Source organism: Streptomyces sp. f51 (genome assembly GCF_037940415.1).
In the GTDB taxonomy this organism is placed as follows: Bacteria; Actinomycetota; Actinomycetes; order Streptomycetales; family Streptomycetaceae; genus Streptomyces.
Map to the genome: position 1 here is coordinate 5,469,214 of NZ_CP149798.1, position 24,141 is coordinate 5,493,354.

At 66.2% G+C, this 24,141-nt stretch carries 17 protein-coding genes and 1 pseudogene; 12 read left to right on the forward strand and 6 right to left on the reverse strand.

The window, feature by feature from the left end:
* Positions 1-37: 37 nt before the first annotated feature.
* The 7 genes from WJM95_RS23970 (at position 38) to WJM95_RS24000 (ending at position 9,499) form a co-directional block, all read left to right on the forward strand.
* Positions 38-1,771: a hypothetical protein gene (locus tag WJM95_RS23970; RefSeq protein ID WP_339131856.1), complete on the forward strand. Its 1,734-nt coding sequence runs from the start codon at positions 38-40 to the stop codon at positions 1,769-1,771.
* On the forward strand, positions 1,768-3,990 hold the full coding sequence (locus WJM95_RS23975; protein WP_339131857.1) for a hypothetical protein: 2,223 nt from the start codon (positions 1,768-1,770) through the stop codon (positions 3,988-3,990). The genes WJM95_RS23970 and WJM95_RS23975 overlap by 4 nt, the downstream gene beginning before the upstream one ends.
* A complete protein-coding gene (locus WJM95_RS23980; RefSeq protein ID WP_339131858.1) occupies positions 3,987-4,526 on the forward strand; it encodes a hypothetical protein in 540 nt (179 codons plus the stop codon). Before WJM95_RS23975 ends, WJM95_RS23980 begins: the two co-directional genes overlap by 4 nt.
* A 239-nt stretch (positions 4,527-4,765) precedes the next feature.
* Positions 4,766-5,056: a hypothetical protein gene (locus WJM95_RS23985; RefSeq protein ID WP_339131859.1), complete on the forward strand. Its 291-nt coding sequence runs from the start codon at positions 4,766-4,768 to the stop codon at positions 5,054-5,056.
* Between the two features lie 742 nt (positions 5,057-5,798).
* Positions 5,799-5,990 carry a helix-turn-helix transcriptional regulator gene (locus WJM95_RS23990; protein WP_339135797.1) on the forward strand — a complete coding sequence of 64 codons (192 nt, stop codon included), beginning with the start codon at positions 5,799-5,801 and terminating at the stop codon, positions 5,988-5,990.
* Between the two features lie 1,117 nt (positions 5,991-7,107).
* Positions 7,108-8,079, forward strand: a complete 972-nt coding sequence (locus WJM95_RS23995) for a hypothetical protein (protein WP_339131860.1) — start codon at positions 7,108-7,110, stop codon at positions 8,077-8,079.
* Positions 8,080-8,971: 892 nt separating this feature from the next.
* Positions 8,972-9,499 carry a hypothetical protein gene (locus tag WJM95_RS24000; RefSeq protein WP_339131861.1) on the forward strand — a complete coding sequence of 176 codons (528 nt, stop codon included), beginning with the start codon at positions 8,972-8,974 and terminating at the stop codon, positions 9,497-9,499.
* A gap of 76 nt (positions 9,500-9,575) precedes the next feature.
* Here the strand turns inward: WJM95_RS24000 and WJM95_RS24005 are convergent, their stop codons facing one another.
* The 3 genes from WJM95_RS24005 to WJM95_RS24015 all read right to left on the reverse strand — a co-directional run bounded on the left by WJM95_RS24005 (position 9,576) and on the right by WJM95_RS24015 (position 12,460).
* Complete coding sequence (locus WJM95_RS24005; protein WP_339131862.1) at positions 9,576-9,839, reverse strand: hypothetical protein; 264 nt, start codon at positions 9,837-9,839, stop codon at positions 9,576-9,578.
* Between the two features lie 350 nt (positions 9,840-10,189).
* Positions 10,190-11,341, reverse strand: a complete 1,152-nt coding sequence (locus tag WJM95_RS24010; protein WP_339131863.1) for a hypothetical protein — start codon at positions 11,339-11,341, stop codon at positions 10,190-10,192.
* A 9-nt stretch (positions 11,342-11,350) separates the two neighbouring features.
* A complete protein-coding gene (locus WJM95_RS24015; protein ID WP_339131864.1) occupies positions 11,351-12,460 on the reverse strand; it encodes an XRE family transcriptional regulator in 1,110 nt (369 codons plus the stop codon).
* Between the two features lie 330 nt (positions 12,461-12,790).
* Here WJM95_RS24015 and WJM95_RS24020 point away from each other — a divergent pair, with 330 nt between their 5' ends.
* Positions 12,791-15,424, forward strand: coding sequence for a DEAD/DEAH box helicase (locus tag WJM95_RS24020; protein ID WP_339131865.1), 2,634 nt, complete (start codon positions 12,791-12,793; stop codon positions 15,422-15,424).
* A gap of 74 nt (positions 15,425-15,498) precedes the next feature.
* Here the strand turns inward: WJM95_RS24020 and WJM95_RS24025 are convergent, their stop codons facing one another.
* Both WJM95_RS24025 and WJM95_RS24030 read right to left on the reverse strand, forming a co-directional pair.
* Complete coding sequence (locus WJM95_RS24025) at positions 15,499-19,272, reverse strand: tetratricopeptide repeat protein (protein ID WP_339131866.1); 3,774 nt, start codon at positions 19,270-19,272, stop codon at positions 15,499-15,501.
* 54 nt (positions 19,273-19,326) lie between these two features.
* On the reverse strand, positions 19,327-19,656 hold the full coding sequence (locus WJM95_RS24030; protein ID WP_339131867.1) for a trypco2 family protein: 330 nt from the start codon (positions 19,654-19,656) through the stop codon (positions 19,327-19,329).
* A 612-nt stretch (positions 19,657-20,268) separates the two neighbouring features.
* Between WJM95_RS24030 and WJM95_RS24035 the strand changes: the two genes are divergently transcribed.
* From WJM95_RS24035 to WJM95_RS24050, 4 genes are all read left to right on the forward strand, one after another.
* Complete coding sequence (locus WJM95_RS24035; protein ID WP_339131868.1) at positions 20,269-20,475, forward strand: hypothetical protein; 207 nt, start codon at positions 20,269-20,271, stop codon at positions 20,473-20,475.
* A 10-nt stretch (positions 20,476-20,485) separates the two neighbouring features.
* A complete protein-coding gene (dprA, locus tag WJM95_RS24040; protein WP_339131869.1) occupies positions 20,486-21,439 on the forward strand; it encodes a DNA-processing protein DprA in 954 nt (317 codons plus the stop codon).
* 271 nt (positions 21,440-21,710) lie between these two features.
* Positions 21,711-22,553, forward strand: coding sequence for an RNA polymerase sigma factor WhiG (gene whiG, locus WJM95_RS24045; protein ID WP_339131870.1), 843 nt, complete (start codon positions 21,711-21,713; stop codon positions 22,551-22,553).
* 156 nt (positions 22,554-22,709) lie between these two features.
* Entirely contained in the window at positions 22,710-23,267 is a 558-nt protein-coding gene (locus WJM95_RS24050; protein ID WP_339135798.1) for a helix-turn-helix domain-containing protein, read from the forward strand.
* 23 nt (positions 23,268-23,290) lie between these two features.
* Here WJM95_RS24050 and WJM95_RS24055 read toward each other — a convergent pair.
* Positions 23,291-23,923 (reverse strand): annotated as a pseudogene (locus WJM95_RS24055) (M23 family metallopeptidase); the annotation flags it as partial.
* Positions 23,924-24,141 lie beyond the last annotated feature (218 nt).

Consider the following 24,141-nt stretch of genomic DNA (forward strand, 5'->3'; position numbering starts at 1 on the left):
AACGCTGCCGCCTCAGGCTTACCGACGTCCCTCGACCGTGGATGAGACCGGCTTGGTGGTCCGCCCGGTAGGCCAAGCAGGCCAGCCACTGGGGGTCTTCGACTTCGGTCAGCTGAAGGGCTCGGAACAGCTACGACGAGAACTCGCCGCAGGGTTTGCCGCGCGGGCGCGAAGCAGTTGGACCAGCGAGGACACCTGCCAGACCTACTTCAAGTATCTGGGCATGTTTCTCCGCGACACGGCCCAAGATGATCTACGGCTGGAATCCTTGGAACAGCTGACACCATCTGGCTGGAAGGCATTTCGCCTGGCCCACAAGACGACGGCCCGCCGGATTCCGACCGTGCTGGTGGCGACGGGCCGACTACCTGCTGCTACCCAGGCGGCTGTTGAGGTCCGGTCGGGCAGGGCACCAAAGCGCGTCAGCAAGAGGGCCCTGACCCGAGGCGAGCTGAAGGCGGTCCGTGACGCAGCTGCGAGAACGGTTCGTACGGCTTGCCTGCGCATCGAGGACAACAGTCGCGAACTCGCCCGCTGGCGAGAGGGGGTCGTTCCCGAGGACACTGCGGAGTGGCGACGGGGACAACTGCTGGACTGCTTGAGCCGGACCGCTGACCTGCCGCGATATCCCTGTGGCCAGGTCACGGGCATGACCAAGGCGGTGATGAAGGACGAAGGCTTCGGTCGGTTCGTTGCACGGCTATTTCCCACCCCGCAGGAGACGGGGGCGGCTGCCGTCCTGCTGATCTGCTACGACGCCTGGAATCTGTCGGTCCTGAGGAAGATGCAGGTTCCCGAGTTCTGGCCGAACGCCGACGGAGAGAAACCAGAGCCAGCCATCCACTGGGTGGAGACGGACAAGGCCCGCAGAGGGCGGCTACGACGCCACCAGTCGAACAATCTCGTGGATACCGGGGCGTCGAGCGCGGGCTGGGCTATGCGCCAGGCCGTCGCGATGACCCGGCACTGCCGCGAGACACTGGCAGGGCTCGGTCAGCCGACCTCCTTGTTGCTACTGGCTCGAAGGATTCTCCCTGGCACCTCAAAAACGGGCGCCTTTGCAAGTGACCGCTCCCTGGAGTTCTCGGTCTACTCGTGGATCAAGGCCACGGCAGCGGCCGACGCCACTTTCCCTATTGGGGTCAACGCCAGCAGGTTGCGCCACTCGGTGCAAGTGATCCATGGCGGCCCCCGCAACAACACCCCGAAGGTCTACCGCGACGCCTACCTCATGCAGGACGACACCGTCCGTGACGAGGCTGCGGATGTTGTCACGCAAGGCCTGACCGAGGCGGTCGCCGCAGCCAGCGCTCAACTGCGGATCACCATGATCGAGCAGGTGACGGGCGACTCGGAGCAGGATGTCGAGCACGTTGCTCAGCAGACGGGCCTGCCGATGGCGACCGCCCGTGCGGCAGTCCAGGGACAGTTGGATACGGCGGCGTCAGCTTGCACCGACTACGAGCACAGCATTTTCACCCCGTCCGGGCCCTGCTCGGTGTCGTTCCTGATGTGCTTTGCCTGCCCCAACGCGCTTGCCACCGGCCGCCACCTGCCGAGGATCGTCTATCTCTTCCAGTCTCTGGACGCTCTGAGATCGGTGGTCGCGGCGGAGGCATGGACGACGGACTGGCTGGAGCATCACACGCGGGTCAAGGACCTGCTGGACAGGCACACCAGCACCGAGCGATGGCCAGCACTGCTGGAAGGCCTCACGGCCCGCGAAAAAGAACTCATCGACCGCATGTTGGAAAGAAGGCTGGACTCGTGATCACGACGACCGATGCCTTGCCCGTTGTCCTGGTGGCCCCGCCCCCGGACGCCCTGGTCATCCCGATGCAGCGTGCCCGGCCTGGCATCGATCTCGCCATGATGTCCCGCTTCGCGGAATCGAGTTGGTGCCTTTCCGACATGGAGAAGAAGGAGAGCGGGAGAGGGAAGACACTCCACTGGGGTACGGTTCCGGAGCCGCTGCGGGCATCCCTAAAGCACGTGACCTGGGCGTTGATCAATCTCCCCACCCCGGACTTCGTGCTGAAGCGACCTGGGTCGACGGCCCGTCCTTCAATTGCAGCTGGCACGGTTGAGGCGGCCTGGGTTGCCTGGAGGCACTTCGCCCGCTGGCTTGTGGCCCGACAGATCACCAGCCTCGACCAGGTGACCGTATCCGACCTGCGGGACTACGCGGGCCATCTGCGAGGACTCGGCCGTACCTGGGCACACGACCGGAACTGGCTCTTCGCGATCACCAGAATGTGGGCCTACAGCCCGTTCCTTCTGCCGAGCGACCGGCTCTGCATGCCCCCCTGGGACAACCCCGAGGTGGAGCTGACCGAGTTTCTGGGCGAGAACGACGATCCGCCCCGTGGTGAGAACTCCACTGAGGTGATCCATCCTGCAACCATGGCCCCATTGCTGATCTGGGCCCTACGGATGATCACCGACATCGCCCCCGGCATCCTGGCCGCCGTCCGCGAGCGGCGACGCCTGCTCGGCAACGTCGTCCGGACCGGCCAGAAGGGGAATGCCAGGCCCACAGCCGAGGCCAGGCGGTTGATCCGGGACTACTTCGAGGAGTTACGGTCGACTGGCCGGCCGATCCCGACTTACGAAGGCCCCGGGGCGCCAACGATCGCGCTTACCCGCGGCTCACGGAACCCGAAGGACAGATTCCCCATCGGTTGGACCTTCATCGCGGGCATACTCGGCGTTAGCGCGGCACAAGTCTACGTATTTGCGCGGGACTTCCCCGAGGAACTCGACGGGCTGACCCTCGCTGCGGGCTCCCCACTGGACGTTCCGATCGCAGCTCTCGACGGACGCCCCTGGACACCACAGATCACCTTTGACCAGACACGCGAGCTGGCCCCTCGCCTCTCTACAGCGGCGCTGATCGTCATCACCTACCTCTCTGGAATGCGTTCCGAGGAGGCTCTTCACCTTGAGCGCGGCTGCTGTTCCAGGGAGGAGGGAGAGGCAGGGACGGTCCGCTACCGGGTGAAAGGGCGCCACTTCAAGGGTGTGACTGGTGAGGACGGCAACACGATCCCAGAGGGGGAGATGCGGCCCGAGCCTTGGACTGTGATTGACCTGGTCCACCGAGCCATCGCGGTCGCCGAGGAGCTGACCGACGAGAGGCTGCTGTTCCCGCGCTCGCTGACCACCCACCGCACAACAGCAGTACACAAAGGCGAAGCCCTTTCCGCTGAGATGGCGAAGGACCGCATTCAGTCCTTCATGTCCTGGGCCAACCGACTTGCCGCTGCCCACGGTCGTTCACATGAGCTGATCCCGCCGGATCCAAATGGAATCGTGGCCCTGGGCCGGTTCCGCCGCACGGTCGCTTGGCACATCTACCGCCAGCCCGGCGGGCGAGTTGCTCTCGGGATTCAGTACGGACATGTCGGCGCTTCGATGAGTGAGTCGTACGGCGCCCGGACCCGGTTCGACATGCTCGACGTCCTGGACTTTGAGCAAGGCCTGGCGATGGCGGACACCCTGGCCGAGGCAGCCGATCGACTGGAGGAAGGCGACCACGTCAGCGGAACCGCAGCTGGTCGCTACGTCGACGCAGTCCGCGAATTCAAGGCCCGCTACGAGGGCGTCTTCCTGACCAAGAACCAGATCAAGGCTCTGCCGACCGACCCCAGCCTGCGGATCTATGAGAACCCTAAGGCGTTCCTGACCTGCAATTACGACCCTTTCAAGGCGTTGTGTCATCGCGACCGGGCTCCTGGCCCCTCTGGCCAGCGAACGCCGAGCCTTGACCGCTGCCACAAGGCATGCGCAAACATTTCTCGCTCGGACACGCATATGACCCGCGTTCAGGACGAGATCGACAGCATCCGCGGCGAACTCACGGATGACGCGTTGCCACAGCCACTCAGAACGCGCCTGCAACAGCGCGGCGAAATGCTCGGAGAGATCGTTACCCAGCACGAAGCCAGCCGCGTTCCGCTGGCTACAGCGGCCGGGGAGACCGAAACGTGACCGAGACGCAGGCAAACGAGGAGCCTCCCGCGGCCGAACCGCACCTGGCCACCACCATCGCCACCACGATCGGCACGGTGCTTGCTCAGTCAGCCCAGGCCCGTACCACCGAGGAAGCCGCTGAGATCCAAGCCATCACCGATGCCATGATCCGCCTACTGGTCGGAGTGCCATTGCGATCGGACGGGCAGTTGACCGTGAAGTCGCTCGCCGAAGAAGCGGGCCTCAAGCGCAACAAGCTCACCCACAAGCACACGGGCATGAAGGACCTCTTCTATGCCTTGGTGAAGTCACAGGACAGCCGGCCACGGATCGCGGACGATCTGCAGCACCGCAACGAGCAGCTCAAGGAGAAACTCAAGAGAGCCGTCAAAGCTCGCTCGACGCTGGAAACACAGGTCAAACAGCTTGTCAGGGTCGTGCACGTCCTGGAAGTGGAGAATCGCCAACTGCGACAGTCGGCCGGGGCTGGCGGGGTCGTCCGCGTGTTCCCGAGCGGCGCCAAAGCCGCCACCACTGATCCTCTGGCGACATAGCGGAAGAGACCAGAGAGCCAAGATGATCAGACGACTGCGCCCACGGGTTGATCTCCGCGGCTGAGAGCGGACAGCTCAAGATCCTCGTAGGCGGACAAGGCAGGTCCTGACCTGCGGACAGCCGACCTCCCCTTCTGCGACCCAGACATGTCGATTCCGAACAGGTGATCCCTTCGGGGGTTGGCTCGATGCTGCCTGGCAGCGGACCAAATCATCCTCCGGACCGGACGGATCGTGACATGTTTACCCTCGCCGCAGCTCTGAAGGGCAAGCGCCCACCCGTCCCTGAGATCGCGAAGAAACCGATCACTAAGACGGCGAAAAGCGCGGCCAAGAACCCCTCGGCCGCTTCGCTCCAACGGGTGCCCGCCGAGACCGAGACCGCCGCGGTGGACGACGGCCGGCAGCTACGGCCCAAACCCGTGCGCATCCGTCGGCCCGAGGACTTGCTCATCCTCGAGGAGGCCGACTTCCGTGAGGACCTCCAGACCCAGCCCCCTGAACACGGAGATTCGAAGCCGGACGCATGACCAATCTCAGTGTTAACCGCTGACGGCTGCTGCTCCCGCCCGGAATCACCCACTGGGTCGCGTGCGAAACTGGCTGGCCTTTCATGGTGCACTCGCTTGGGAGATGGACCGACGGGCGCCCGCAAGGTGGTGACGATAATTTCCCGTGGTTGTCAGGTTTCTCTGTTTCGCTTCTGACGCGTAAGGCATGTAACCGACGGAACATCGGGGCTCATGTGCAGTATTAGGGGTTACCGGTATAGCCGTTCATTGTCTCGGTTCGAGATCCGCCGCGAACAGGACGGCAGCTGCCTTAAGGATTCCGTTGAGGCGGCGCAGGTCAGCGTTCTCCTTCTCAAGCTGACGAATTCGGGCAGTGGTGCCAGCGGAAGTTTCAGCCTTTCGACCAGCTTCCGCATCGGCTTTTTTAACCCAGTGCCGTAGTACTTCTGGGTGGACCCCCAATAGTTCCCCCACCTGTCGCACGCGGCTGGAGCGTCCAGGGCTGGTCGACCTCGTCTCAATGACCATCCGGACTGCCCGCTCAATCAGTTCTGGCGGGTACTTCCTCGGGGCCGGCATAGCGGCGTCCTCTCCAAGAAACCTGGCGTTGTCGACGGTCGCTTCTGGACTCGACAAGACTGAAGTACAGCACTTAGCGCCGATTATGCACAACTGTTCATGGCAGTCAAATGAGCGCGGATGTCAAGTCAAGTTCGTGCCTCGCCTTGATTCGCCTGACCCTCAACTCCACACCTTCGGCATGCATGTGCGTCGGTTGCGTGAGGCTCGTGGGCTCACTCTTGAGGAGCTCGCCAGTAGAAGTGGTATGAGCTTCCGCGGAGTGGTCTACATCGAGCACGGACGTCGCAACCCAAGCTTGACCACCTTGATCAAGCTTGCCCGCGGCTTGCAGGCCGAGCCATCCACGCTCCTTGCGGTCTTCGACAGTTAGGGCTGGAGCGGTGGCTGAACCGCTCCGGGTCGCATGGAGCTTTCTTCTACCGCGACACCTTGCCGATCACGTTCGTTTCGCCGGAATCTTCGTCGACAACCGTGAACGCCTGCTTCATTGGCGTTTTCAGCGCCGGGCAACACCTGCAGGCGACGGCTTCGGCGTTGGCGCGGAAGGCTTCGTCGGCGAGGAGGTGGGCGGGCGGGGGTGGCGGTCAGGCGGGTGCCGCCGCCGTCGGCCTGGCGGTCGCGGCGCAGGACGCCTGAACAGAAGCCCCCGGTGACCGGTAGCCGCAGGGCGGGCGATCTGGCCCCGGCAATTCCGAGACGGTGTCTGTCCGTCCTCCGCGGCGCGATGAGGTCCCAGTCCTCGTCATCCAGGAAGAAGGAGCGCTCCGGCTCGGCCCTCTGCTCGCGAAGCTGCCGCGAAGTGACAGGTAGCTCTGTGTAGTCGATGGTCTGCCGGGCCCGCCGCGCCGGTGACTCCAGCGAGGGAAAGCCAACATTTCAGTTGGGGCGCCAGAGGGTACTCGACGGCCGCGGCATCTGAGGCCTCAGCGCCCAGCCCGGCCGCGGGCAAGCAGGTCCCCGGCCGGGCAGGTCATCGGGCGCTGGTCAGTTGATCTTCTGGCTGATCTCCCAGACCAGCCGCAGGAGTTGGATCACGGTGGAAACGATAGTGATCTTGTCGTTGCGGCGGCCCTCGGGCCTCCGGGCCGTCGAGCGACTCATGCTCGGCCGACGCCCGGCACGGCCCGCAGGAGCCCGTCCTGGGCGGTTGCTCTTCTTCCTGTTCTTGGCCACTGGAACGGTTTCCCCTCGATTGATCTCGCCGACCTTGCCCAGGCCGGCACCGGGAGCACCCCGGCACCACTAGATTTCTCCATCTGGGACAGCAATCGAAGTCGCCGTGGGCGACCCTTTGGCCCGCATAAAGTCTTCTGTTGCTAAGCCATTTCTGCTGGTCAACGAGACGTGAGCATGCGGCCAAAGGGTCGATGGTCGATCCGTCAGGGCCGAGAACCCTTTGGCCCGCATAAAGCCTTCTGTTGCTAAGCCATTTCTGCAGGTCAACGAGACGTGAGCATGCGGCCAAAGGGTCGAAATAGGGGGTTGTGGTGCCGAGGATCGCAGACCGGCGAGCGGCGCGCCTGGCGGACCTGGAGGAGATGGAGTCGCACTTGGAGCGGACGACGCGCCTGTGCTCATCGCTGCATACTGCCGCGACACATCGGTTGAACAAGTTCATGATCCGGAGCAGCTTCTTCTTCACCGAGCCCGACGAGACAGGTACACCCCCCATCGTTCGAATCGCCGCACCCCGGGGGGTCAACCTCCAGCTGTACCTGCTGATCCTCTTCGAGGCCCAGTGCCGGAAGCGCAACGGCTTCGCTGGGCCCAGCCCGCTTCCCCTTAACAGTCGCGAGGAAGTTCACTCCTGGACCAGCCTCACGTTTTCGAAGGCGACGCAGAACGACGGGCTCAAAGCCCCCATCTCCGCTCGGGCCAACCGTGAGCGCCAAGTCCGCTCCGCCCTGAAACGGCTGGCCGACGAGGGACTGATCCAGCGCAACGTCGGCACTCCACCCCGGGCGGTGATGGCGCTCGACGAGTCCGGTAAGCAGCGCAAGGAGACGGCCTACTACCACGTCCCTGATCCCTTCGAAAGCGTCATCACGATCCCCACGGAGTTCGTGACACAGGGCTGGCTCTACCTGCTGACTCCCGCCGAGATCAGGTTCTACTTCGCTTTCCGCCACCTGGAGAAGCGCTACCTGAGGAGGGCGGGCGCCTACTTCTCCCCGGAGGCGCGAACCTCCGAGTACTTCCTGACCCGGGACGTCTACGAGTCCCACCTGATGCTTGACCGCCTCGGCTTGATCCAGCGCGTCGCGGACCCCAGACGGCGCTCCGACGGGAAACTGGTCGACTTCCCCTCCTACGCCAAGCGTGGAGAGAAGTGGCCCATCCACCTGTTCCAGCTGGGCGACGACACTCTTCTGCGTCAGCCGGCGCACGTTTCTGTGAGGCGCGCTCTGCTCAACAGGCCCCGACCCCAGCGGCCCCAGATCGGGCCGTTGTTTTCGTAGTCGGTCAACGTCCCGACCACGGCGGCCACCGTGGTCGGGTGCTGCCGCATCCCCAGTTCCACCCAGATCGGCTTGCCTCTTCCGCTTATGCCTGTGCGCGATTCCCCGTGGGTTCGTTCCGCCGTGGCCGCAGCACGTTGCCGCAGGCCGATGGGCTGGAGCGGGGTAGTGCGGCTGTCTGGATCATGATGCTTCTTCATGAATCCTGAAAAAGCATCATGATCCAGATGCGGGTCGCCAGATTGGCTACAGAGAGCTACTTGACACTTCGCGGCAGCTTCGGGGGTGCAAGGCCGGCTCGGGACGCATCGGCACCTCCTTCCCCCAGCAAGTTCATCTGTTCAGGTAGGTCACGCCTTTGGGCGCTGCCATGGGTCACGGAGTGTCGCAGCGCCTACGGGGGTAGCGCGGTTTAGGGACAACGGGATCCAGTCAAGAATCGAACATGTGAGTCAATCGCGATCGGATGCCTTACGATCGGACGTGTCGCAGTCAGGTTGGCGACCGGTCGAGCGCGAGCATTGCGGTGTAGATGCTGGCCGCACTAGGGTCGTCGTGGCGATCTTGGTCTGGTGAGGGCCTCTTCGTTTCTAGCCTGCTGGCGAGCCCTGGCGCTCAATTTCCGTGTCCTTGCGCGGGCTGGCTCGGTTAGGGCTATGTTGCCGAACGGCCCAGGCGGGCTTCTGGGGAGTTACGAGAGGGCCGGGGCTCGGATCCAGTGCCTGAGGGCGGTTCTGCCCTTCCGGTGCGTGAGTCAGAGCCCCTCATGGGGACAGAGTTTCGGGTGAGGACGGGGTGAGTCATGGCGGTTGCGTCGCGAGGACCAGTCGATGTGCTCTCGAAGTCAGTCCCGTCTGGAACGTTGATTCCGCGAGAGTCAAAGGTGCAAGCCGTGAACGCGTTCGGCGTGCAGGCCGTCGTCGCCTATCGACGCGACGCTGCCGAGTGTGAGAGGCGTGCTGCTGAAGGTACGCCCCCGCTGACCCGGCCAGACGTGCTGGATCTCCTCATGGGGCTGCCCGTGGGTGAGGCTGTGCCTGTCAATACCTTGAGTTCACCCGAACGGCGCGCGCTCAAGGCGGCGCCGAATGGTGTGGTCGTTCGAAGCGGTGGAACCGTGACCAGGCGGGTCGTCCAGCCCCTGCGTGTTGATCTTGCCATCGTGCCTGGCAGAGGCTGGGAATCGGCCATGGAGAAGGCGGAGCTCTTCACCCCGTTCTGCGCGCGTGCAGTTCTCGTGGAGCGCCCCTTGCGCCGCAAGGATGACGCGATACTGCAGGCGGACTTCTACGGTATCGGCCTCTTGGCTCTGATCGGCAATGAGTTGGACGTCCTGGTTCCGCCGCGGCCTTTCGTGAAGCGTCGGCACACGGTGGCTGGCTGGAAATTCCTCGAAGACCTGTACGCCCAGCTGGCTTAGCGCAGCGGCTCCCGCGTGACGGCCCGGTACTCCCGCAGCTCCGGGAGTGCCGGGCCGTGTTGGGTTGTTGCCGGGCTTATGAGTGGGCGAGTTCCTCCAGTAGCGCGTCGAGGAACTCTGGGTCGCCGTCGTCGTGGAGGCCGATCTGTGCACAGGTCATGCCGGCGGCGTGCAGGCGGTTGCGGGTGGTGGCGTGTCCGGGGTGGAGACGTTGAAGGTGTTGTGCGTTCGGGGTGGCTTCCTCGGTGCGGTCGAGGAGCGCGGCGAGCTGACGGGGTGTGAGGTGGGTGTGGCCGGTGGCGGCGAGGGCGCGTTGCACGGCTCGGTCGTAGGCGTTCATGGGCGTCTACCGTAGCTGGGAACGATCCAACCCGGGGGAGGGTGTTGAACGGCTTCCGAGGGCCATCCGTTCGGCTCGGCCGCGGTGTACTGGCCTGTCGACGCCAGCCGCCCCCTGCGTGCCCACTTCGCCACCAGGTCCTCGGGCACGGCGATGTAACGCAGGGAGTCGGCCGGACCCACCGCATCGCCACTGTTCCGCCCTGCTGCCAGGTCTTCTGGCAGCAGGCTATAGGGGAGAAAACCCGACCAAGGGGAGCGGCGCCTAGAGCCTCACTCTCAGCTACTTGTCACTTCGCCGCAGCTTCGGGAGTGCAGGGCCGGGACTCGCGCACGGTCGGAGTGACCGAGCTATGAAGCAGGCAGCGTCGCCCATGCCGTCAAGGGCGGCGGCGGCTGGAAACCCCGCTTTGTTGAGAGCTCGATTCGCTGGTTCTCGAGTGGGTAGCGGTTGATGGCAGCTGCACACTTTTCCTGCCACCAAGACTTCCGCTTTGGCCCAGCTTCGTAGCTGGCCATCTCGCCGACCCACGTGCTCCAGGTGAGGATGTTGTGGTCCTCGGCTTCGACACGTGTCTCACCATCGGTCTTGAAAAAGCGGTCGAGCCCACGCCCGTTGCAAACCTCGCAGGGGCACGTCGCCGGCTCCGCGTTTGCATAGCGGTTCGCGAGCGACTCGGCGCCCTTGAAGCACATGAGCTCAGGCATCAAAACGTTCGGGTATACCGGGCCGTTTGGTTTGCTGACCTTCGCTCGCTCACCGGGTGCCACGCTGTGCCGCACGGAGCTTGAGACGCCGATACCAGCGCAGAGGGCGCCGTGGGTCATCGCGTCGAGGGCTGCGAGGTCTGTCCGCAGTAGCATCATGTCCTCGACCTCGGAGATGACGCGGCGGAGGTTCGCTGGGATGACCTTGGCGTGCTGCAGCGGATCGAACTGGCCGACCAGTACCAGGGCTTTGGGCTGGTTGATGCGTTGGCAAGCGGCGATGAGCTGGCCGACACGCTCATTGCCGAGCCAGGTGACGTCGACGGGCAGGGTCACGACGGTGTCAACGCGCTCAATGCTTTGCGCTACACGGATCACCGCTTTCAGCGGCTTGGAGGCACCGGGTGCGATGTAGCCCGTGGGCGTCAGAGCGGCGCTAGCCCCTGCGGCCTTCTGGAAGCCGAGCGTGTCATCGAGGGTTGCGAAGATCAGATCGTGAGGCAGGAGGAAGGGCTCGTCCTCGGTCGCCGTATAGGTTGTGTATGGGGCACTGTCGATCAGCATGGTGCCGGTGAAGCCAGCCTCGGTGCGGAGCTTGAACGCCCGGGTTTCGGCGTTGTCGCCAGTCATCACTACGCCACCGAGGTCGTTGTCGATCGCCTCGCGCTGGCGCGGAATGAAGCGTGAGTGCTCGTGCAGCAACACCCGCCCCGCAAGGATCGGAGTGGCAGGGACGCTGGCATCGAGTACCCGCAGAGCAGGCGGGCGCTGTCCGAAGGGTGCGGGGTTGCTCAAGAGGTCACCTCACAGGTGGGCCGGAGTCACAACGGCCCCGGACGAAGAGGAAGCGCACAAGTAGATCTCGTGGAACTCCTCGTGACCCAGTCCGGCCAGATGGGCCGCATGGGTCAGGTCGAGGTGGTGCTGTTGCTCAAGCCGGGTTACGACCTGTGCAATGTGGCGCGGAGTCTCGCGCTCAACGGTGACGGGTTCGACGGTTCGGTAGCCGAGCGCCGACATCTCGACCATGAGGTTGCGGTATTGCCACTCGCTGACGACCCCGAGGGAGAGCGCTCGCCTGATGAGTGCTGCCATCGAGACGCCCCACCTGCTCTTGAGCTCCATGAGTCGCTGCAAGTCAACGCCCGGCTTGAGCTCGGGGAAGATCGCATCGTGCGGCATGAGGAACTCGGCCGCAAAGCGGTCAGCCTGCTGTTCCTGGAGGCGCCCATCCCCGGGTTCGGTGTGCATCACGACATGCCCAAGCTCGTGCGCCAGGCTGAAGCGAAAACGGTCACCGGGCGCGGTCGAGTTGAGCAGGAAAAGTGGCGGGCTACCGACCGGCCACTGGCTAACTGCGTCCAGATCCGCCGTCGCCAAGTCCCGGACGACCACCGAGGCGCCGGCGCCCTCTATCACCGACACCAGGTCATCGATGGGCCCGCGGCTGGTACCCCACTCTTCACGCAGCGTGGCAGCCGCGTCCTCGGGGGTGTCCAGGTCGTCAACGTCGATATGTCGGAACCCGTGGTTGCCGAGGTCCGTGAGCGGCGCCGTGAGGGACTCGACCTGCAGGCGGGTCAACGACAGTGTCGCGTGGACGCGGCGGAGGCTTGTGGCCCCCATCGAGGCACGCTTCCGGTGGTGGACCAGGCCAACGCCTACGCCGTGAGTGTCAGTGGTGCGGCATAGCATTTCAGGTGTATATCCGAGAGCTTCCGCGTACAGGACGAGGCGATCATCCTTCACCTGCAGGCGGCCAGCCTCGGCTCGGCTCACGTAGCCCTGGGAGACCCGGTTGACGCCTTCAAGTCGCGACATCGCGACTGCGAGGTCTGCTTGCGTCATCCCTCGGGATTCGCGAGCCAGCGCAAGCATGGCGGGTACGGCTACCAGGTCCTCGTGGGCTTTCATCGGCCACCCCCCATCCTCAGGTTGTCCGCCCAGTATACACACGATCATTCCTCGTCCTAACGCCCTAAAATATTCCGAAGTCGATGCGGCATGCGGGCGCCTGACGCAGCAGCAGCGTGACGGTGGCTTGTCTCAAGGTGGAGGAGGTCCTGTTGTCGACCAGTCGACAGGTCCAGTGCACCCACCGAGATGGTGGCTGCTCCCGCTGGCGTCTTGTGGGCCTGGGGTGCCCAGGCGGGTGGGAGATCTACGAGTCCCTCATGCGGTAGCCATGCGAACTGCTATGAATGGGCCGCGGTTCAGCGGGAGTCTGATCTCCCGACAAGAGTCATGGGGCGGAGGGGCGGCGTGGCATTCAAGCGAGGGCAGACGGACTCGGTTGGAGCTCCGAGCGATCCGGAGCAGTTGTACCGGCTGCTGGCGCGCGGGAACCGTGGGCCAGCGTCTGTCTGGGGGCACCAGTCGAAGGTCATGGAGCACTGGCACAAGGAGTTCCGCGACAAGAGTGACGTGGCGCTTGAACTACCGACCGGTGCGGGCAAGACCCTTGTCGGCGGTCTTATTGCCGAGTATCTGCGACGGGCGGAAGGGCGGCGAGTCGCTTACCTGTGTCCCACGCGGCAGCTGGCTGTACAGACGGCGCGGAAGCTGGACGACTACGGTATCCCGCCGTCGCTTCTCATCGGCCAGTCGAAGGACTGGGACCAAGTCGACCGTACGCGCTTTGAGGCCGGGGGCTCGATCGCCGTTAGCACCTACAGCCACGTCTTCAACGCGCGGCCGAGGATTGATGTCGCCGACGTCCTGATCCTTGACGACGCCCATGCGGCCGAGGGTTACGTTGCCAAGCCATGGAGCCTGCGGATCCGCCGACGCTTCCACGAGAGTGCATACAAGGATGTGCTTGCAGCTCTGAGCCCCGCCCTGGACCCTCTCCTGCTACCGCACCTGCGGTCCGAGAATCCCGGGGACCAGTATCGAACGGGGATCTACCTGGCCTCCCCCGCGGCTGTTGCTGCCCGGGCTAACCACGTCGAATCGGTCATCCGGGATGCTGTTGCTCACCGCAAGGTCAGCGACGACGCCTCGTACGCCTGGAAGTTTCTAGAGACCCACGTGGCCGACTGCATGGCGTACGTGTCGTACCGCGAGATCCTCATTCGCCCACTCATCGTCCCTACGTTCCAACACGAGGCATTCAACGGTCCGAAGCAGCGCATTTTCATGAGCGCCACTTTGGGGGCCGGCGGAGAGCTCGAGCGCGCATTCGGGCGGCCTAGGATCCATCGCATTCCTGTGCCCGCAGGGTGGGACAAGGAAGGCACCGGGCGGAGGTTCTTCGTCTTCCCAGAGATCGCCCGGGACCTGGCATCGGATCCGGAGGCACTCACGCTGTTCGTTCGGCGAGTCATCGAGCAGGCGGGACGCGCAGTTGTGCTGACCCCCGAGACCCGAGTGGCCGATAGGTTCCGCGAGCACTACCTGCCGGAGAACTACCGCACCTTCACCGCAAAGCAGGTCGAGGACGACCTCGCTGCCTTCACGTCACAACCTGCAGCCGCGCTGGTTCTGACAAACCGCTACGACGGAGTAGACCTCCCGGACGAGGACTGCCGACTGGTGGTGTTCAACGGCCTACCGGCCAAGGGGGACCTTCAGGAGCGCTTCCTCCATGAATCCGTCGGCGCCGATGAAGTGCTTCGCGAACGCATTCGTGCGCGTATCCAACAGGGTGCTGGCCGGGCCACACGCAACCTCCGCGATCACGCTGCAGTTCTCGTTCTCGGCAGCAGCCTGACGTCCTATCTGGCCCGCCGGGACATCCAGGCGTCGATGCATCCCGAAATCCACGCTGAGCTGGAAGTCGGAGTCGATGCATCACTCGGCCAGTCCTCGGACGACGTGTGGGGCAACCTGGCGATCTTCAACAACCAGGGCCCTGACTGGCAGGGGGTCGAAGAGGACATCGTCCGAAATCGAGAAACTTATGACCGGCAGGACGGGCCTGGTGCCGCAGCGCTCCAGAAAGCCGTCCGTAGTGAGGTCGCGGCTGCCAACGCTCTCTGGTCCAGAGACCACCAGTTCGCACTCGCTTCTATCAAGAGCGTGACCGACCAACTGCGCAACGCTCAAACGCCGAAGCGGTACAGCTCGCTGTGGAGCTACCTTGGTTTCTGCGTGGCACACCGTCTGGCTGAGGCAACCGGAGAGACGCAGTTCCAGGCAACCGCAGCCAGCTATTTCAGAGAAGCGCGGCGGAACAGCCTCGGCACAACATGGTTTGATCGTGTCGCCCCAGTTGTCACCCCTCTCGCAGCCGGGGTGGAAGAACTTGATCCGACGGACGAAGCAGCCATGAGCACTATCTTGGCTGCGAAGGACCTGTGGCGTCCTGAAGCCTTCCAAGCGGCGCTTTCGACCAGGGCGGGACTCCAGCAGACGGATCCCGACCCGTACGAGGACGGCTTGGTCCACCTCGGGCGCCTTGCCGGCGCCAGTAAGAGCTATGGAGATCCTCGCGACGGCAGCGCCGCCAAGCCGGATGCCGTGTGGGTCTTTGACAGTGCCCGGTGGGTTATCTGGGAAGCGAAGAACCAAGCAACGGAATCCGGTGAGATCGGTGCTGACCAGGCGCGGCAGGCTGGCGGCCACCGGCGAACCACGGAGAAGGTGGAAGGCGTTGTGGCACCAGGAGATTCCATCTGTGTCCTGACCTCCCCCAAGAAGAAGGTGAACGATGGCGCGTACAACGTTGCCGAAGAGAACCTCTACTGGGTACGGCCGCCTCGAGTTCTTGCACTGTTCGACACGCTCGCGCGTGCCTGGCAAGACGCGCGGGCCCGTGGCCCAGAAACGATGAGCACCACTGAACTAGCGGCGGTGTTCCGGGAGCACCAGGCGCTGCCCTCTCAGTGGCTCCCCACCATCCGACAGCATCCCCTCTGGCGTACTCCAGAAGAGTAGGTACAGAGCGTTCTGCGAGTCGGTCGTTGTCCAGTGCCGCATCAGGCAGCCGGAGAGCTAGCCCCACGTGGCTGCTACGGCGCGGCACGGGGTGGACCTGTCATGTCAGGACCCAACGCACCTTCTAGCCAGCGACGGACCTGTCGCGCTTCATCGTTGCGCCCGAGCGTCTCAAGTAGATTCGCCTGCAGACTCAGGATCGTATGTAGCTGCGGAAAAACGGAGGGCATCGTGGCAACGTGGCTGCGGTAGAGATTCACAGCTTCCCCAGTCGCATGCAGCGCTTCCACCTTATCGGGCCCGGTCGAGAGAAGCATGGCCAAGATAGATAGCGAGTGTGCGAGGCCGGGTTCGTGGGCGGCCGGATTGTCGGCCGCCAGCCGACGGTAGAGCTCCACGGCCTCCTTGACCTTGGGGAGTGCTTCGGTGGGCCGCCCAGTCTCTGCCAGTTGTGCGCCCAAGTTGGCCAACGAGCGCGCGAGGTCGGGTTCATGGTGGGTCGGGCTGTGGGCCGCCAGTCGACGGTAGAGCGCCACCGCTATCTCAGTTGTGAGGTAGGCCTCGGTGGGACGCCCTGCCTCCAACAGCCGGGCGCCGAGATTGGACAACGATGCGGCGAGGCCGGGTTCGTGGGCGGCTGGGTTGTCGGCCGCTAGCTGGCGCCAGATTCCTACGGCTTCCTCAGTTGTGGGGAGGGCCTCGTCCAAGCGCCCCGCCTCCGCTAGCCGGGCGCCGAGATTGGACAACGACGCGGCGAGGCCGGGTTCGTGAGCAGCAGAGTTGCCTGCCGCCAAGCGGCGTGAGATTTCGACCGCTTCTTGTTCGGCGGTGAGGGCCTCAGCATGTCGCCCGGCTTCCGACAGTCGGTTTCCGAGGTTGGACAACGAGATGGCCAGTTTTGGTTCGTTGGCGGCTGGGTCGTCGGCCGCTAGCTGGCGCCAGATTCCTACGGCTTCCTCAGTTGTGGGGAGGGCCTCGTCCAAGCGCCCCGCCTCCGCTAATCCGTTGCCGAGGTTGACCAACGAGTGTGCAAGGCCGGGTTCATGGCGGGTCGGGCTGTGGGCCGTCAGCTGGCGGTAGAGCGCCACCGCTATCTCAGTTGTGAGGTAGGCCTCGGTGGGACGCCCTGCCTCCAACAGTCGGACGCCGAAATCGGACAACGATGCGGCGAGGCCGGGTTCGTGGGCGGCTGGGTTGTCGGCCGCTAGCCGGCGCCAGATTCCTACGGCTTCCTCAGTTGTGGGGAGGGCCTCGTCCAAGCGCCCCGCCTCCGCCAATCCGTTGCCGAGGTTGACCAACGAGCTTGCAAGCTGAGGTTCGTGGCCGACCGCGTCTTCGGCCGCAAGCCGGCGGTAAAGCCGCACGGCTTCCTCAACAGCGTTGAGGGCCTCACGTATGCGCCCCGCCTCCGTCAGCCGCAGGCCAAGGTTGAACAGTGATGCGGCGAGGCCGGGTTCGTGGGCGGCCGGGTTGCCAGCCGCCAGCCGACGGTGGAGTTCCACTGCTTCCTCGACTGTGGCGAGAGCCTGATCGTGGCGCCCCGCGTCCGCCAGGATCTGGCTGAGGTTGACCAACGAGCGTGCGAGGTCGGGTTCGTGGGTAGCCGGGTTATCGGCCGCCAGCCGACGGTAGAGCTCAGCCGCCTTCGTAGTTGTGGTGAGAGCTTGGTCGCGGTGTCCCGCCTCGCACAGCCAGATGCCGAAGTTCGACAAGGAGCGTGCAAGCTCGGGTTCGTGATCAAGCAAGTTGTTCTGCAGGAGTTGCTGGTTGGTACGTGCGAGGGTGCCGGTGAGCCGTAGGGCGAGGGGGGTGATGAGGCGAGATGGATAGGGGAGTGCAGCTGTGGCGGTCTGGAGGGCTTCGTACGCAAGGGGTGTGGTGTCCAGGACTGTGTCCACGATGTGCAGGACGCGAGCGCTGTCGGTGGTCCGTTCAGCGTTGTAGTGGGCGATAACGGCGCGGGTCAGTACGGTGACAGCCTGGGCTTGTTGGTTGGGGCTGCTCGCGGCAAGGAGGGAGGGCAGCGCGATGCTGTGTTCCTCGACGGCCTGGGAGGCGTGGTACTCGGCGACGCGGTCAGGTTGCAGTGGTCCCCAGTAGAGGTCTGGGCCGCCTGGGTACAGGGACGCGAGCCAGGCGGCGGCGCATGCCTGCTGATGGTCTGCCAGGCCTGGCAGAGCGGTGATGACCCCCATGGCCTCGTCTCGGGTGTTGGCCCCGCACAGGACCGCTGTTGCGACGGCGCCTCTCAGGGTGGGTGCGGGCAGGTCGAGTTTGTAGGCGGGGGTTCTCGCGCTGGCTTCCCAGAAGCGTTCTTCGTGTTGGAGCAGGGTGCGCTCCGGAGGGGCCCCGGGGGGTGCGTCGGCGGGGCGGGGGCCATGCTGGAGGAGCGTGACTAGAGCGGTCATCTGCAGAGTGAGGACGTTGTCGTAGCGCGGGTGGTCCAGGTCGTTGGGGGGCCGGAGCACGGTGGCGAGAGATTGCCAGTCGTGGTCGGGCAGGGTGGGTACCTTGGGCAACAGGCGGGCGAGATCGCCGACGGCCCGCTGAAAGGCGTTGTGCCGGTCCTGAGCAATCTTGCTCGTGGGCACGAGCGGACCGAGCGGAACGACCTGGGCTTCCTCAAATAGGTCCCGCACGCTGGGGACGGCCTGGAAGGATCCGGTGCGCCATTCGCCGTCGGAGCGGGCGAGCAACAGCAGTCGCACCCGGTTCCGGCAGCGGTGCAGGTGGGTGATGAGGCGGCGCAGCAGGCGGGGGCGAGTTTCGGCGTAGTCGATGACCAGGAGCAGGGACAGGGACGTGGCCAGGGTGGTGAAGTCCGGTGGGGTGCCGTCGAGTGGAGGGTCGTCAGTGAGGTCGGAGCGCAGGTGTCCAGTGGCCCAGCCCTCCCGGCCGAGGGTGTCGACAAGGCGGCGGGCGAGGCGGGTCTTGCCCTGCCCGCCGGGTCCGGTCATGACCCGGATCGCGAAGGCGTCCGGCTTGTTCTCGCACCAGTCGCGCAGGTCGGAGAGTTCGGCGTCACGGCCCTGGAAGGCGACGGCCTCGGCGTCCGCGCGCAGCAGCGCGGCCGGGGAGCGGAAGGTGCGGTCGACGGCGGCGGAGGTGAGCAGTGCAGCAGGTTCGATGGGTTCGAGGATTGGTTCCCAGCCGGTGTGCTGAGTGATGAGGTTGCGAAACTCTGGGTCGGCGAGGAGATGAGCTGTGGCGGAGGCGGTCAGGCGGGTGCCACCTTCGGCCTGGCGGTCGCGGCGTACGACGCCGCACAGCATGTCCCCGCCGAAGCCGTCGTTGGTGAGGACGGCGGCTCCGGAGATTCCCGACCAGCGGCTCCCTGGCATGCCCGCAGGCAGTCCGGCGGGGAGGGTGGGGTCGGTGCTGGAGATCTCGTAGCGGCCGGCGAGGGATCCGGTACCTGGGGTAATGCGGCCGGTGAGTTGTTCGTCCAGGCGCCGGCCGTCGTCGAGGTCTTTCTGCATGCGGGGAAAACCGGTGAGGGCGACCGGGTGCGGTTGGGTGCCGATGAGGAGGCCGTACCGCTGCGGCGGCTGGGTAAGCCGATCGCTGAGGGACTCCGGCGCCTGCCAGTCGTGGCCGTCGCAGATTTCGATCAGCGCGGCGTCCACCATCTCGTCCAAGCGCCGCCAGCGTACGGCGGCGGGAAACTCCTGCCCGCTAGCACCGGGGCGGCTCACCCTCAGCGCGTCGGGGTCGGCGTGGTTCATGCCGTCCACAACGTGGGAGGCAGTCAGCACCAGCCGCGGCGCAATCAGATAGCCCGAGCCGAAGCCCTGCTTGTCTCCGCCTGATTTGCGTATCCGGATCTGTACCCGGCGGTCGAACTCCACGACGGTCCCCCGGTTTTCGCTTCCTGCCGTGCGTTGTGCTGGTCGTGGACTGAGTTACTCCTCGTCGCTGACGTCGATGTCGCTGCCGCCGGGCCGGTGCGGCTGCAGCTTCACGGTCACCGTATGGGTGGTCTTCCTGCCGCTATCCTTCTTGCCACCCAGGCTGATCACGCTCCACCTCAGGCCGCCGTTGACCCCCTTGGTGCCAGTCAGCTCCAGGCCGAGGTCCAGCGTGATCTCCCCCAGCGTGAACAGCACCCCCCGGTGGCCGGCGCCCGCAGGGGCAGCGATCCGGTCCTGGGCCTCGGCGATCTGGTCCCGCAACAGGGCGATGGCGTCCGCCAGGTCCATCCACTCTTCGTCCGAACCGCTTACGCTGCCCATCACGATCCCCCTCTTGTCATCTCCCCTCCGCTGCTTTTCGGAGGGGACGTATCTGTTTTTCTCCTGGAGCAAACCCGCAGAAACCACGCCACTGTCGGTGAGTCCGCGAACCTGCTGCGGCCCTCTTCGGTCTGGGCCTATGCCTGGCGGCGCCTATACGTCGTCTGTATCTGGGTCCCCGGCGTCGTCCGTGACACGCAGGAGCCGTAAGGCTCCGGCGCCTGGGAGGGTTGGGCCGAAACTGTAGCGGCCCCGGGAAGTTGATGTGGAAGTACTGACGCGCGAAGAGGCGGCAGGCAGACCGTCGGTGATGGGGCCTGCACCTTCGACACGGCGCCGCCAGCCGTGCACTGGCGGCGTTGGCCACCCGTGCGGTTCACCGCGAGGCGTGTCCTGGCTGAGGAACACCACTGGCGTGCCAGCCGGCCTGGCGCGGGGCGGCCTGGAACGTGGCGGTCCTTGGCGCCGGGCGGGCCGGGCCGTTGCAGCTGGCGCCGATGTGTACCGAGCGCTGCGTAAGGCCTTCGAAGAGGGCAAGCGCGAGCCCGGGGCTGCGGACTTCTAATACGGGGGAGATGGAGATGCGCCGCTACGCCAGCGACATTCCCTGCAGTGAACGGGGGGCTGCTGACCTCGTACTGGGCGCTGTTCGGGTACCGCCTGCGCGCCTCCGGGGCCCTGGCCTGGTTCGGCGCCGTCATGCTCCTCGCTATCGCCCTGCTGATGGCCTTAGAACTCCCCAAGGACACCCCCAAAGCAGACCGCGACCGGCACCGTTTCGTCCGAACAGATGTGCCTGACGCTCAATTCGCGCCCTAGATAACCATCGTTGCTTCCAGAGAGCGCGGGGCCTGACGCGCTACGCAGCAACACCCACAGACTTGACACGGAAGCCGAATGGCCCGCCCAGCTGGACGACCTGGGGGACGCCCGGCCCGTCGGACTGTGGGTACGGGGAAGCGCCGGCCTGCGGCTGTGGGCGCTCAGGTCCGTCGCCGTCGTCGGCGCCCGTGCCTGCACGGAGTACGGCGCGCACATGGCCGCCGTCCTCGGCGCCGGGCTCGCGGAACGGGGCTGGGTGGTCGTGTCCGGCGGCGCCTACGGCGTCGACGGCGCCGCGCACCGGGGAGCCCTTGGGGCGGGCGGTGCCACCGTCGCGGTGCTCGCCTGCGGCGTCGACCGCCCCTACCCGAGCGGACACACCCAGCTGATCACCAGAATCGCGGAACAGGGTCTCGTGGTGGGGGAGTTGCCGCCGGGCGAGCATCCGACCCCGAGCAGGTTCGTCCTCCGTAACCGGGTCATCGCGGCCCTCACCAGGGGAACCGTCGTCGTGGAGGCGGCGTACCGCAGCGGCGCGCTCGTCACCGCCCGCTCGGCCCAGCGGCTGGGCCGCTTCACCATGGGCGTGCCGGGACCCGTCACCAGCGCGCTCTCCGCCGGAGTGCACGAACTGCTGCGCGGGGAGGCCGTCCTGGTGTCCGACGCCGCGGAGGTCGCCGAACTGGTGGGCGGCATGGGGGAGCTGGCCCCGGAGCGGCGTGGTCCCGTCCTGCCGCGCGATCTGCTGGAACCGGGTGCGGGGCGGGTCCTGGCCGCCCTCCCGGCCCGGGATCCGGCGGGGACGGAGGAGATCGCCCGGCGGGCGGCGACCAGCACGGACGACGCGGTCGGGCGACTGTACGAACTCCGAGCACTTGGATACGTCGAACGACACGGCGACGGCTGGAAGTTGACACGCCAGGCGACGAGCCCCGTCCGAGGTGGTCGGGAGAGATGCTGACCGAGCGTGTTCGGCCGTCCGGGGGAACGCCGACACGCCTGCGAATCAGCGCAGTTGGCGCCTGACGGCGGTCACGCACGGCGACCGCCGTGACTCCGGGAGACGTCCCGGGGAAAGGTTTCGCGTGCGGGTGACAGCCCGCTCTTCGCGCACTGCGACAGCCCAGTCACGCTACGCTCACATGAATCCGAAGCACACCCGCGATCTCGGCATGACGCCGACAGGACGCCCAGGTAATCCCAGTTCACGGCAGAACGGCACAAGGCGACGAATGCCCCAGCACACCTCCGGGACCGACCGGACGGCGATCCCGCCAGCCGCCCGCGACGGCGGCGGCGTGCGCCCGCCCGCGCCCTCGACGCTCGACGAGCTGTGGCGGTCGTACAAGTCGACCGGTGACGAACGGCTGCGGGAACAGCTGATCCTGCACTACTCGCCGCTGGTGAAGTACGTCGCGGGCCGCGTCAGCGTGGGTCTGCCGGCCAATGTCGAGCAGGCCGACTTCGTCTCCTCGGGGGTGTTCGGGCTGATCGACGCGATCGAGAAGTTCGACATCGAACGGGAGATCAAGTTCGAGACGTACGCGATCACCCGTATCCGCGGCGCGATGATCGACGAACTGCGGGCGCTGGACTGGATCCCGCGGTCGGTGCGGCAGAAGGCGCGCAATGTGGAACGCGCCTACGCGACGCTGGAGGCGCGGCTGCGGCGCACCCCCTCGGAGGGTGAGGTGGCCGCCGAGATGGGGATCGGCGTCGAGGAACTGCACGCGGTGTTCAGCCAGTTGTCGCTGGCCAACGTGGTCGCCCTGGAGGAGCTGCTGCACGCAGGCGGCGAGGGCGGCGACCGGCTGAGCCTGATGGACACGCTGGAGGACACCGCCGCCGACAATCCGGTCGAGGTGGCAGAGGACCGGGAGCTGCGGAGGCTGCTGGCGCGGGCGATCAACACGCTGCCCGACCGCGAGAAGACCGTGGTCACCCTCTACTACTACGAAGGACTCACCCTCGCGGAGATCGGCAACGTGCTCGGGGTGACCGAGAGTCGCGTGAGCCAGATCCACACCAAGTCGGTGCTCCAGCTGCGCGCCAAGCTGGCCAGTTTCGGACGCTGAAGCGGGCCCCGCCCCGACATCGGGCCCGGTCGCCGCGGCGTCCCGGCGACGGAACCGGCGCGGCCGACGCCACCGCGGCGGGCCGGCCGGAGTGGTTCCCGTCGGCGGCACCGCGTCCGTACAGTGGTTGACGTGCCAAGGATTCGAGCGGCCTCCGTGGCCGAGCACCGGTCGATGCAGCGAGCCGCCCTGCTGGACGCGGCGCGGTCCCTGTTGTCCGAGGGCGGGACGGAGGCGCTGACCTTCCCCGCGCTCGCCGAGCGCACGGGCCTCGCGCGGTCGTCCGTGTACGAGTACTTCCGGTCCAGAGCGGCCGTCGTCGAGGAACTGTGCGAGGTCGACTTCCCCGTCTGGGCGGCCGAGGTCTCGGCCGCGATGGCTGCGGCGGACGGCGCCGAGGCCACGGTCGAGGCCTATGTGCGCCGGCAGCTGGCCCTCGTAGGGGACCGCAGGCACCGGGCCGTGGTCGCCATCTCCGCCGGTGAACTCGACGCGGGCGCCCGGGACAAGATCCGGGCCGCGCACGGCGGTCTGGTCACGATGATCGGTGAGGCCCTCGCGGAGATGGGGCACGCCGAGCCTCGGCTGGCCGCGATGCTCCTCCAGGGCGTGGTGGACGCCGCGGCGCGGCGCATCGAACTGGGCGCCGCCGAGGATCCCTCCGCCATCACGGAGGCGGCCGTGACGATGGCCCTCCGGGGCGTCCGGGGCTGAGTCCCGCCGGTTTCCGGCCGACCCGGGACCGGGGGACCGGTGCCGTCGAGCGGCAGCAGGCGGGAGGGGCCCGCGCGCAGGAGCCGGGCGGGAAGCAGGGACAGCGGGTTCAGGTAGACCGTGCCTCTGAGCAGGCCCCAGTGCAGACAGGGCGCCGGCCCGCAGTGCTTGTCCGCCGATTCCAGCGTGCCGAGAACCTGGCCCGCGAGGACCTCGTCGCCCTTGCGCACCGAGGCCCGCACCGGGCCGTACGTCGTCCGCAGCGGGGGCGTCCCCGTGCCCGACAGCTCCACCGAGACGACCCCGCGGCCCGCGACCCGGCCCGCGAAGGACACCCGGCCGGGTGCGACCGCCCGCACCGGGTCTCCGGGCACGGCCGCGAGATCGACCCCGCGATGTCCCCGGGAGTAGGCCGTCGCCGGCGGCTCCCAGCCCCGTAGGACGAAGGGCCTGACCCCCACGGGCCAGACGCGGGCGACGGCCGGCACGGAAGGGTCGGCCGTCGGCGGGGAGGCAGGAGCCCTCGGCGCGGGGCTCGGGGCACGGGCCAGGGCGGACGGGGCCGGGGCGCCGAGGACGGTCAGGACCAGGCACAGCAGGAAGCACCGTCGGATACGGGCACATCGGTTCACTCGCATGCGGGAACCGTCCCGCATCGGACGGATCTTGGCCGGGATCTGTGGAGTACCGGCCGGTTGTGGACAGCGGCGTCACCTGCGCCCTCTCGGGTCCCGTACACTTCTGATGGCGACCCGGGTCATCGGGTCGACTTCGCACGCCCCGACATCCGGTCACCACCGGTGTCAGCGCCTCTCGGTCCTTTGCGGCAAGGCGCGTCGCGGGCGTCAGGCGCGAGTGCCGTCCGGCACACGCG